Origin of the sequence: uncultured Dysgonomonas sp. (assembly GCF_900079725.1) — a bacterium.
Taxonomy (GTDB): Bacteria; Bacteroidota; Bacteroidia; order Bacteroidales; family Dysgonomonadaceae; genus Dysgonomonas.
On the sequence record NZ_LT599032.1, the window covers coordinates 20,975 to 33,813 of the forward strand.

The window sequence follows — 12,839 nt, forward strand, 5'->3', positions numbered from 1 at the left end:
CCAAACAATATCTTATCTTCTCATTTTGGGATAGATGGTATCCTCTACTTGTTGAGAACTAATCAATATCCGATCTCGATTTGCATCAATGATCTCCTTAATACTCATGGGCTGTCCCGAACGAACATCATTTATAGATTCTTTCGGTGTGGATGGTATAGATGATAATTGATTACTTTCTTTAGGCTCATCCTTTGTTGTCAAAGTCAATTGAATCTGTCGATCCAAGGCTGTCAATTGAGTCTTGAGGTCTTTTAATTCCGGCTCTTTCTTATAAGTGGAATCAATCACCTGTTTGAGGATAGGAAGATCTTTAGACAGTCTCTCATTATCAGCTTGATACTTCTCTATCAATTTAGGAACACGTTCCAAAGCATTTAGAAAATTCATAGCCGCCAGTTTCGGATCAGTAGCTATATGTCCATTGTTGTAGTTGTATTTTATACCACCCTCCCCTTCTATAAAGAATCGGTTATCTTTAAAGATAGAACCTTCTTTCTGGCTATCTTCTGTTTTCACAAGCAATTTGAAATCATAAAGTGTTCCGATCGTAAAATACTCATTATTGGTGCGGGCATTATCTGATAACTGGTTTAGCTTTTCTCCGACAATTTTAGGATCGGAAGAATTTATCCCTTCCAGCTTTACGGGATTTAATTTGTTCCCCTCCTTATCTGTCTGAACACGACTATTAAAAGAATCCCAATCCTTTGTCATGCGGTTTATCATTTGTGTGTTTCCTTCAATTGTTCTTGTACTATCCTCGAATTTGAAAGTAGCCGATGATTTACTCTTGACAAATGCTTTCTTCTCACTCTCCATTGCATTGATCTTCTTTTCTAGTTTGGCTTTTTCCAATAAATCGGTATTACCGGAAAGAATAGCTACATACTCAGAGAAATTCATTCCCGAACTTTCGTCCATACTACCTTCGTCAATGGTCCGGCTACCCAAACTATTATTCTTTAGCTGATTGATAAATGTCTGTTTATTCTGCAAAAGATTGAATTTATAAGAATCAAGACTTTTCTCAACTGCATAGATCAGTACATCCACCTTATTATCAGCATAAAGCTTGGCAATCTCATTTCCTTTACGGATTGCACGCCCATCCCGCTGTTGCAGGTCTGATGGTCTCCAAGGTGTATCCAAATGATGAATAGCAACAGCTCTTTGTTGAGCATTGACTCCTGTTCCCAACATGGAAGTAGAACCAAACAATACACGGATACGCCCTTCATTCATTCCTTCAATCATAGCTTTACGGGCATTGTCTGTTTTGGCTTCCTGAATAAAGCGTATTTCATGGGCAGGAATACCATGATCTTCTACAAGCTTGCGTTTAATTTCCGAATAAGGATTCCACTCATTGGGTTTGTATGTGCCTAAATCAGAGAAAACAAATTGCGTTCCTTTATTGGATGCGTACTTGTTGTAGTACTCGGCTATCTTAGCTGCACAATGAGATGCTTTGTTATCAACATGATCTCCATAAGCCTGATTGATCATCCGCATATCCAGAGACATCTTACGGGCATAATCTGTTGCTATCAGCATTTTTGCTTTCTCTTCTTTCTCTGTCAATGGTGCACGACCCAGTAATGTGGCATCGCCCGTCTTGGCAAACTCCATCAGCTTTTGAATAAATATCCCCTGTTGTGGTGTCGGTGGAATATTATACAGGATCTCATTCTTCTCGGGTCGGTCTATTCCGATATCCCGTGCAGTTCTGAAATCTGTTATCTCGGCATAGAAGTTTGCTAATTCAGGAACTTTGATGAAATAGCGGAAACGTTCTTTCTGTACGATCTGGTTGGTAACCGAAAATTCATAGTCTGTTGTTTTCTTGGCATAGATGGCTGCCCATGCATCAAAGGAATTGATACCCTGTGTCTCCAATTCTTTGGGTCGAAGATATTTGAACAACAGGTATAACTCTGTCAGGGAATTAGAGATCGTTGTACCCGATAGAAATGTTGCTCCTAAATCTTTACCTGTACGCTCTTGTATAGTGCGTACAGCAAATAGCATATTCAAAGCCCGTTGGCTGCCTTCAGGATTACCCAATCCGGCAACACGGTCATGCCGGGTTGTAAAAGTCAGGTTCTTAAACTGGTGGCTCTCATCTACGAATAAATGATCAATTCCCATCATTTTAAAATCTACAACATCATCTGTACGGTTCTTTATCGTATCAGCGAGTACACTGAGCTTTACTTCCAGATTTTGTTTCCTCACTTCCAATCCGCGTAACATGCGTTTGGATGCTGATTTACCTTCTATTTGTTCTATAACCCGAAGATTCTCTTCTACTGAATCGAGTTCCGTGCGGAATATCTTCTGCTGCATTTCCGAAGATTGTGGAAGTTTTCCGAATTGGTCGTGCGTAAGGATAATAGCATCCCAGTTATTGTTTTTTATATCATTGAAAATCTTCACACGCTTACTCGGTGTAAAGTCTTCCTTGCCGGGATAGAGTATCTTCGCACTCGGATATGCTGTTCTGAAGGTATGGGCTATTTCATGTACATTAGCTTTCAATCCTAGTATCATCGGCTTATTCGCTAATCCTAATCGTTTCATTTCATAAGCTGCAATACACATAATTAGGGTCTTTCCACCGCCGACTTCGTGATCGGCTATACCTCCACCTATCAATTTCTGCATCCAGATACAGTCTTTTTGGCTTGGGTACAGATCAACGATACCCAATGCTTTCAGGTCAAGGTCTGGGAATGTCTGGTGCGATCCATCGTATTCGGGACGTACATAACAATTGAATTTCTTATTATACAGATCAGCCAGCTTGTTCTGAAATTCAGGCGACTGTTCATTGAGCCAGTCGGTAAAACCGTTTCGTATCTCATCTATCTTGGAGTTGGCTAATTGTATTGCTTCGGGATCAGCAACTTTTACACTTTTACGCTCTCCGTTCTCATCCAATACTTCGATTGTTTTGGTAATATTCGGAGTTGTATTCAGTAACCCATGTTTCATCAGATGAATACCTGTAAAAAGCTGTTTCTCACTCTGCACGGCAAACTTTTCATTGATGATCAGGTTACTGCGTTCCGCACTGACAGTAAAATCATCACGGGAGGCATAATACTCTATATTTACATTGGTTTCAAAGAGTGTGCCGGCATAATCGCGGTAGATCTGCATCGGTATCCATCGTTCTCCGAAATTAAAGTCGAGTTCTACATAACGTATCGGTTCCGGCGTAGCTTCTTCTAAGGTCTTAAGGGATACCTGTGATACCTGATCAAGCGGATGGTTTATAAGATAATCTCTGACCTGTTCCGCTTTTTCAATTACATTTCCTGCAATAAACTTATCCCGGATCTCATAGTTCTGTAGCATCGGATTGAAATAGATTTGTCCTTCCAGCTCCTTTAATACATCGTCTTTAGCTTTGTTATCAAGTATAGAGAGCATATAGTCCAGATTGATCTTTCCATATTTATTCAGGGATGCAACTAAGGCTTCACGGGAAGTCTCAGCATGTTTGATCTCATCCGGGTTAAATGTTACAGGCCTGTCGAATATATCCGCTTTTTGAAGTTTCCCGTCTATTCTGCGTTCCAAAGCAAGGATAGCAGTTCCAGATGCATCCATTTTGATAATATCCAGATTCTTCTTATCATTCAGATTACCATACAATCTAAAAAAGGAATCATAAGAGGTATTCAGGCTTTTACGTAAAGCAGTCTCTTCTTCCAGATTCTTTGCTTCATAATCATATAGCTTATGATAAGTATCCCTTAATTGAACATACATTCCAACTTTGGATTGTTGTATTGTCGGAAGGTCTAACGGTTGAAACATGGCATCGTTTCGATAGCGTTCTTTCAGATAACCGATCTGCCCGTTATCTTTTACCAGTGAATTTTGTTTGTGGTATTCTTCGAGTGCACCTGAAAAGGGGCGAAGGTCCATCGATAACTTTGGTTTCTCCTCTTTGGATACTTTTTCTGTATGCTCTCGTGCTTGCGGCTTCAGTTCTTTGTTATTGGAGAACAGGCTAAGTTGTACAGGTTTTTGATTAGGTGGAGGAGTGCGTTTCTTTCGGCTGGGTTTAATTTGTGTTCGTTCTTCTTCACTTAATCCGAATAAATCATACAAGGACATTACGGGTTGAGAAGTATTAAGCTCAATTACTTTGGGCTTTTCTTCTGCTTTTTGATTGATAGCGGATGTAGGTGTATTGTTTCCTGATCTTTGACCTTGTCCTGAATGTTGGAGGTATAAGTCCAAATTAAGATGCGTAGAGAAATCAGATTTTAGCATTTTCTTTAAATCCGAAGAGATTCCCTCCATTCCTCCCTCATGCAGAAATACCTGTGCCGGTTTTCCATAAGGATCGGTATCGTTATATCCTTTGGTATGAATAATACGGTGTAAGTTCTCAAAACTGCTGTTGATGGTTATTCCCGTTGAAAGGTTATACGTTGTCAGAAATTTCTTTTCTCTGAGAGTTGGTTCCTGTTTCTGTGTATTCTTTTGCAGGATGATTAAATCACTGCCGACTTCTGTTCCTGCATTTTCAACAAATAGATTATTCGGAAGACGAATGGCGGAGATGAGATTGGTATTGTCCATTAGCCATTGCCGTACTTCCTTGTTATTGGCAGAGTTCAATACTCCCTGAGAGGTAACAAATGCCAGAATCCCACCTTCACGCAATGTTTCAACTCCTTTAATGAAGAAATAGTTATGGATAGCCCGTGTAGAATCCCTATGCAACCTGTCTGTCTTCATAAATGCAGCATCAAATACACTCATCTCCCCGAAAGGGATATTGGAGCTAACAACATCAAAGTAGTTATTATAACGGCTCTCAATTGTCTCAAAACCTTCGATGTGGATATGTTCATTATCTCTGTCATTAACATATGAGAGAACCTTTCCTGTAATCAGATCTTTTTCAAAATTGATCTTTTCACTATCTCTAGGCAGATCAAAGGCATTTGAAAACTCACCCATGCCTGCTGACGGATCTAAGAGGCGGGTTATAGGAATCTCGTTTCCTTTGAAAATATCCGATATGGTTTGTACAACTTCAGAAGGCGTATAAAATGCGGTCAGTATCGAATTCTTGATACTACAGATATAACCTTTGTATTCCTGTTCTGTTGCTGTATTTTCCCGAATAGTTCGATGTAATTCGGCAACCAGAGGGAATAGGTCTAATTCTGATTTAGGCCAGGATACGGTATCCATCAGGCTATTGGCAGGATTAAGCACGCACTTGAGTCCTCCGAATCCTGAATATTGCCGAAGAATTTCTTTTTGATCTTCACTGGCCGATAGATTCTCTTTTTCGAGTTTAAAGACCAGCTTAATAGCTTCGATATTGGCTCTTAGATGAGCTTTCTTATTATAGCTCATGTTCGTCCTCCCACATATCGATTAGTCCAACCAGGTCCGTATAAAGCCTGTTGTATTCCGCTGAATAGGCAAACTCATCATGTAATGCATATTCTGTAAAGACTTCTTCACAGTATGGGAGCAATGACATGGTCTTTTGGAAAACCTCGCTTTCGGGGATATAGGAGAATTCTTCAAAGAGGATATTGCGGATTGTATCGAATTTAGAGAACAGCAATTCTGAATACAGAGCTTTACAAGCCATTTCTTCGGCTCTGTCATGTGAAGAACCTTCTTTTATGGCATTGGAATAGGTTTCGGCTGCCATATCAGCTCTGTTTTTAATTAACTGTGGGTCATTTGTTTTATCAGGATGGCTTTCCTGAAGGTATGAAAGGAGCAGCAGCCCGTAATAGGACAGCTCCTGCCTGTTATGTTTTGATTTCATAATTGGAAAAATTAGTGGAGGTAGATCGACCTTTTAAAATGGTAGGTAAATGGAATCCGGCTTATAAAAGCAGAACGGCTCCCGGGTTTTCCGTCCCGAGAGCCTCCACTAATTTCTCAATGTTACAAGCCAACCGGAGTATCTCCCGATACAAAGGCTGCTTATGAATGTAAAATTGTAGAAATGAGTGGTAAATATACTCAATTATATGAATGGGACTATTCTGCTTTATTAAAAGAGATGGTATGTTCTAATTTAGATTACATCCGTCTTCCTCTTGTCTGTTGTTGGGATTCTTCCTGTTCCTGTTTATTCTCTTCTTTCTCTTTCTGCTTCTCGCTTGGAGCCGTCTGACCTTGTTCCAGTGTTTTTTTTACCTTTCTGGTGGCCTCATTGGTCTTCCCTTCGGAATTAACGGCAACCTGTACTTTATGTCTGTCATCTGGTTTGACCAAGCCCTGTTCCAGAGCTTTCTTATAATCTGTCGCAAACATAAAATTGGTTTTACCGTCTTCGGGCTTCCATGTAATATAACCGTTATAGTTTTTACCGTTGCGATCAGTCAGACCGCTTACATAAACGGTTTTTCCTTCATTCAGGCTCGCCTGCTGATCTTCGGTCAGTTCTTTCTTGCGGAAAGTCTTTGGAGCTTCATTCTGGCTTTCTGATTGGTGTTGGGACTGGCTTTGCCTGGGATTATTACCAAAATGTATTTCAAGGCTTCTTCTGTCGGCATTAACCTGAACTGTACCACTGAACAGGGTATCTTTCTTAGATTTCATATTTTCTAAGTATATACCTTTTCCTTCTGCTAAATCTTTCTGCTGTTCTTCACTGAGTTTTACTCCTTTGAATTCATCCGGTATCTTTACCCTGTCGGCACGAAGGGCAACCAGCTCATTGGTCAGCTTATCAATAGAGACAAAAGCTTGCATTTTCATGCCTTCCTTGGGTTCGATCTCAATCAGTCGTCCGGCATTACCTGTCTGGCGAAGGTTGTCTTTATCTTCTTTGGTGAATGTTGCTCCCATAAAGGGAAAGTTTAGTTCAGGAGCATTACGCATATTATGAATTCGTAGTTTGAGGTTACCGTCAGCATCTTCTCTAAATGACAGACGGGCATCACTATACACGGATTCGCCTAGTGCTTCTGTTTTGATGGTTACAAGAACCGGTGACTTTTGCCAGTTAAGCATTGGCTCAAGGCTTCCAGATTTCTCCAATTTTTCCTTGGTGATACCGAGCTGAGCCAATTGATCCCAGTTGATACGGGATTCGTCTAATGCCTGATATTCTTTCGGAGCAAATGCTTCGGGTAATACTTTGTATGCGTCTAATGCTTCTTTATTGGATGGATTATTCGGATCTTTCAGCATCTCTTTGAGAACAGGTGTAATACTCTCAAACAACTCCATCGGAATTTTAAAGAAATGGAAATGTGTAGGATCTTTGCTCTGGCTCAGGAAGTTTTTGAAGAAGTTCTCTAATACATCGGCATTCTTGTCGATCTTAAGGAAGGCTGGTTCATTCTCTTTGCTTGGTTTAACGGATTTAGGTGTTCCGTCTTCATTGATACCGCTGACTACATTCAGGTTATTTGTGTCTTTTTCTGTGACCAGCAGAATTTCTTGGTCGTTTACTTGTTCATTCATACAATCAAAATTAGTGGTGCATCAATAGTAATGCTTCACTAATTTAGATTGAATAGATCTGTATATAATTGATTATAAAAGAACTGTCATCTAATGACATCTGGTGTCATCGTTTGTCAGACAAAATATTTGAAAAATGGTTTTTATGTTTTATTCAAAATTACAGACAATATTAATTTGAAAGTTATATCTTTATAACAGAATCATTTGTATTATATATTGAAGAATACATGACTTTAAAAAATCTATTAATATCAAATACACCTAGAGAAGAATCTGGAAGTGACACTGCAAGAAAATATTCCTTCCAAAATGATGTTTCTTTATTCCTTTTAATAAGCAGGTTTCATTTAGATGAAAATAATTATGTATTCTTGTTCGATTTTCACGATGACTTAGCTGTTTTGGATAATAATGAGAATCCATCTGAAATTGATTTTTTTCAAATTAAGAGTAAGGATAGGGGAAATTGGACTACAGCTAATTTAATAAAGAAAGAGAAAAAAGATAATTTATCTTTAGTAGGTAAATTATATTCTAATAAAATTAAATTCAGAGAATATGTTCGTTCTTTGAATATTATATCAAATGCAACTTTTAATGTAAAATTAGCTGAACCGAAAAAAAACTCTATTCTATTGGAGAAAATTCGATTATTTAACCTATCAAAAAGCGAAATAACTAAAATTGAAAAGGTTTTAAAAGAAGAATTTAAAATAGAGAATGTTTCTGACTTTAAGGATTTAACAATATTAGAGGTTACTAAGGTTAGTAATAAAGATAGTATGTCTCATTTAGTTGGTTATTTAGGAGAATTAATTCACTCTATAAACCCTAATAGTAATGTAAATTCAGCTTTGGCATATAGACAAATTTCGAATGAGATTAAAAGAAAGGCAGAACAAAAAACATCTAATAAGTCTATTTCTACATTTGAAGACATAATAGGGATTAAAGGTATCTCAAAATTAGATTTTTTAACCCTACTCAAAAATGCAGGTTTATATAAGAGTACAGAGACTGAGTGGGCTGAAATTGTTCAACTAATAGCTCCTTATTTTAATTTTCAAGAAATAAAGAAACTGAAGTTGGAATGGAATAATTTAGCAGCTAAAGAAATCACATTATCCAATAATTTAGCCTTTCTACAACTTAATAAAAAAATTAGTGAAAAAATAGAGAATATTGAAATGGGTGATTTAAATCTAAAACAAATAGTAGATAAAATATATGCAGAAATAATAAATACAGATCTTTTTGAGGAGTTTTTTGTGAAAGCAATCATTATAAAAAAACTATATGAATAAGAAGAGTAATTATAAGCAGCTAATTAGAAACTTAAGAGAACGAAAAGATGACAGAGTCGAAAAAATTATATATATCGGAAATAATCCTCATCTCAAGAAAAAAGGAAACAGCACGAAGAATTAAATTTGATCCAGAAAGAACAATAATTACAGGTACAAATCACACAGGGAAATCCTCTCTTCTAAAATCTATATACTGGACATTTGGGGCTGAACCAATATTTAATAAACGTTTTAAAGAAGATAATATTTTATCTCTTGTTAAATTTGAATTAAATAATGTTCCCTATGAAATTATAAGAGATGGAAGGCAGATCGCTGTTTTTGATTATAACGGAAATTTAATTCATAAAAGTCAATCAATTACTAATGATTTAGCTCCATTTCTTTCAAAGTTATTTAATTTTTATCCTCTTTTTCCTAAGCAGGACGGAACATTTATTATTCCTCCTCCTGCATATTTATTTCTTCCATTCTATATTGATCAAGATAAAAGTTGGTCTAACACATGGGTATCTTTCAATAATCTAAATTTAATTAAAGGATATAAAAAATTAGTAATTAATTATCATTCTGGATTTTTACCCAATGAATATTATAATTTAAATAAAGAAAAAGAAATCTTTTTACAAAAGCAGAGTGAACTAGAGAAAGAATATAATATGACATCTAAGATATTAACTGATATTTCAGAAAAACTATCAGATGCAACATTCAATATTGATATTAATACATTCAAAGATGAAATAAAAAAGTTATTAGTTGAGTATGAAATATTAAAAACAAAAGAGGATAAATTAAAGAATGTATTGTTAGATCTACACCATTTAAAAATGATGTATGAGGTTCAAATAGATCTAATCACTAACGCCATATTAGAATCAAATAAAGACCTATCTTTTGCTACTAATGTTTTAGAAGAACATATTGACTGTCCAATGTGCGGAACACATTTTGAGAATTCTTTTTTAGAAAGATTTGAGATTGCACAAGATGAAGAAAAGAGTAGAGATTTATTATTAGATATGAAATCTGAGTTAAAGGATATTGAGTCTCGAATATCTAAAGAAGCAGACAAGCTTAATTCAAATACAGTTGAATTATCTAAAATTAATGAATTATTAGAATCTAAACAAGGAAATATAAAACTCAAAGATGTTATAGAAAGTAATGGCAGAAATCAGGTAAAGCAAATCTTTGATGAGAGAAAAAGTGACTTAATATATGAAATTACTGTCATAAAAGAAGAACTAGTTGAATTAGAAAAAAATATAAAGAAATTTAAAGATCGAAAACGAAAACAGGAATTAGATTCGTTTTACAGTTCGAAGATGTCATCTTTCATCAGAAAGCTTGATATTTATACACTTTCTGATGATTCTTACTCTACATTTAATAAACAAATAGATAATTTAGAAACAGGAAGTTCAAAACCAAGAGTATTGATGGCATATTATTTTGCTTTTTTACACCTAATACAGGAATATTCAACAACCTGTTTCTGTCCAATCATAATAGATTCTCCTAATCAACAAGATCAAGACGAATTCCATTTAGATAAAATTTATTCATTTATTAATGCAAATCAACCTACTAATTCCCAAATGATTATAGGCGCAGCAGAAGTCTTTGAGAATGAATTAGAAGGACACAAAATTATATTAACAGAAAAATTTGCTCTTTTAAATGAACAAGAATATCCAGCAGCAATTGCAGAAGTTAGCAATAAATTATTCCTTCTTTATGATTAAAGAAATTATTATTCACTTCTTTAACAATTTGCTCAACTCAGGATCTTTTATAATCCGTTCCATTTCCACCTCGACAATATTAGCTATATCTTTTTTGATGTCGTAATAATTATTTTCGATGACCTCTTTCATAGGTTTATTATAAACCTCTTGAAAATCCCAAATAACAGGTATCTGTTCGAATTTCTTAGTTTCAGCAGATACTTTTTCGGTATCCACAACAATCTGAGCATGAAACATTTTTTGCTCGATTCGTTCTTCAAAATTATCAGAAACAGAGCCGACAAACATCCCTTGTGTGAGAGTTGAGATTTTAGATGCCGGAATTAAAGCATCTAATTGTGTATTGATCGTAGTTGATTTATCTTGCTTGTTGATGGTCATAGACTGTCGTTTCTGTAATACCTTTCCAAAACGATCCGACAGATTCTTAGCAGTGTCACCAACAACCTGTCCAGAAAAGATATTTCCAACTGTATTCATTACAACATCCGCTTCTTCACGTCCATAATCACGAGTTAATTGTGATATATCCTGAAACCCAAGACAGACAGCGACTTTGTTACTTCGAGCAGTTGCAATCAGATTATCCAATCCACGAAAATATATTGTCGGTAACTCATCAATAATAACAGATGATTTAAGTAAGCCTTTCTTATTGATTAACTTCACAATACGAGAATTATACAAGCCCAAAGCTGCACCATAAATATTTTGCCTGTCGGGATTATTCCCTACACATAGTATTTTAGGTGCATCGGGATTATTGATATCCAATGTAAAATCATTACCCGACATTACCCAATACAGCTGTGGGGAAATCATTCTTGATAATGGTATTTTAGCACTAGCAATCTGCCCCTGCAACTGTTCTTGGGCATTGCCATGCCACGCATCCATAAAGGGGGAAAGGTAATTTTCCAACTGTGAATAGGATGTGAGAATAGGAAATATTTCTTTGTACGGTTTATTCAGAAACTCAATAGCATGAGGAAAAGTACAATATTTACCATTGTCATATAACTTTAGATACCAAATAATTGCTGCAAGTAAAATAATTGGCGACTCTACAAAGAAATCACCCTGTTTCTGAATCCATGTTTTATTGAGGTTCAACATAATTGTATAGGCTGATTCATAAGCATCTGATATGTCGGTCATAAATGTGGGAGCAATAGGATTGCAACGGTGACTGCGCTCGGGGTTATCGAAATTGATAACGTAAAACTGAGGATCAACACTGTATCGGTCTGCATACTGCAGCATCTTATTGTAAGCAATAGTAGACAAATCGGGGTATTTGAAATCATAACAATATAAAGCAAAACCCTTGCTAATCTGTTGGTCTATATAATTATTGACTACAGCAAAAGATTTTCCGCTACCGGGAGTTCCCAATACAATAGTTGCCCGAAACGGATTGACCACATTAATCCAACCTTTGTGTTGTTTCTTTTGATACTGAAATAAGGTAGGCAGATTAACCGAATATTCATTTTCCATAAGCTTTGTTTCCTGCATAAAACTTTCGTTCTCCATATTGAAAACATCATCCATTAGATTCGTTTTCAATAATCGACTCATCCATAAACCTCCCATTAACAAGAGGATATAGCCGATTGTCAATGTAAATATATACAAAGCGGTATTGGCAGCTAATGGAAGGGGCAAAATTAATACCCACCAATTGAGAAAAAAGAAGATAAATCCAAAGAACAAGAATACATATATTTTATACCATGTTATTTTTTCCTCTTTCACTCCCTTTGTTCCTAAACAAGATAGAGCTAAGAACACAACAGCAAACAACTTTGTCCAAAGAATATGGGAGAACAACCCTGCTCTATTCTGAAAGTTGAGTAGTATTCTGTCTACTACTCCAATATTAATTCCACCATCCGATATCGCTTGGTAACAAAACCAGTAAATATGGATAACCACAAATAAAATACTAATGGCTCGCATAAATTCCATTACTTTGGCGAGTCCCCTCAAATCATCTTCGTTCTGCATAATCTCTATTTTTGAATTTTGATTTCAAAAATATGACCATTGACAATTGAGTGAGTAGACATTCCGCTGCCAATATCGGACAATCACTTTTGATATACTGAATATTTATCAAATATTCTATTCTACCCGAATAAAGAAGTTGTATTTTTGTATTCTCAATTATGAACTATTCTAATACATGATGGAAAAAATATTCAATAGATATCTTCGACTCCATAAGATTGCCTTTCTTCGAAAATGGTTTCTTGATAAAAATAAGAGAACAGAATACTCCAAAAATAGAAGTTTTGTTTACGAA

Annotated in this window: 6 protein-coding genes; 2 read left to right on the forward strand and 4 right to left on the reverse strand. The window is 35.9% G+C overall.

Translation table 11 applies throughout. The features are described 5' to 3' along the window. Window positions 1-12 precede the first annotated feature (12 nt). From QZL88_RS00100 to QZL88_RS00110, 3 genes are all read right to left on the reverse strand, one after another. Window positions 13-5,391 carry an N-6 DNA methylase gene (locus QZL88_RS00100; protein ID WP_296937687.1) on the reverse strand — a complete coding sequence of 1,793 codons (5,379 nt, stop codon included), beginning with the start codon at window positions 5,389-5,391 and terminating at the stop codon, window positions 13-15. After that, complete coding sequence (locus tag QZL88_RS00105; RefSeq protein ID WP_296937689.1) at window positions 5,381-5,818, reverse strand: DUF1896 family protein; 438 nt, start codon at window positions 5,816-5,818, stop codon at window positions 5,381-5,383. The genes QZL88_RS00100 and QZL88_RS00105 overlap by 11 nt, the downstream gene beginning before the upstream one ends. Before the next feature lie 260 nt (window positions 5,819-6,078). Next, window positions 6,079-7,470 (reverse strand): DUF3945 domain-containing protein, encoded by a 1,392-nt coding sequence (locus QZL88_RS00110; protein ID WP_296937690.1) that lies wholly within the window; start codon window positions 7,468-7,470, stop codon window positions 6,079-6,081. Window positions 7,471-7,700: 230 nt separating this feature from the next. Between QZL88_RS00110 and QZL88_RS00115 the strand changes: the two genes are divergently transcribed. Both QZL88_RS00115 and QZL88_RS00120 read left to right on the forward strand, forming a co-directional pair. Further along, window positions 7,701-8,777, forward strand: coding sequence for a dsDNA nuclease domain-containing protein (locus QZL88_RS00115; RefSeq protein WP_296937693.1), 1,077 nt, complete (start codon window positions 7,701-7,703; stop codon window positions 8,775-8,777). 47 nt (window positions 8,778-8,824) lie between these two features. Beyond that, complete coding sequence (locus QZL88_RS00120; protein WP_296937695.1) at window positions 8,825-10,528, forward strand: hypothetical protein; 1,704 nt, start codon at window positions 8,825-8,827, stop codon at window positions 10,526-10,528. Between the two features lie 12 nt (window positions 10,529-10,540). On the opposite strand, the gene mobC is transcribed toward QZL88_RS00120, so the two are convergent. Then, window positions 10,541-12,541 carry a conjugal transfer protein MobC gene (gene mobC / locus QZL88_RS00125; RefSeq protein ID WP_296937697.1) on the reverse strand — a complete coding sequence of 667 codons (2,001 nt, stop codon included), beginning with the start codon at window positions 12,539-12,541 and terminating at the stop codon, window positions 10,541-10,543. Between the last annotated feature and the right edge of the window lie 298 nt (window positions 12,542-12,839).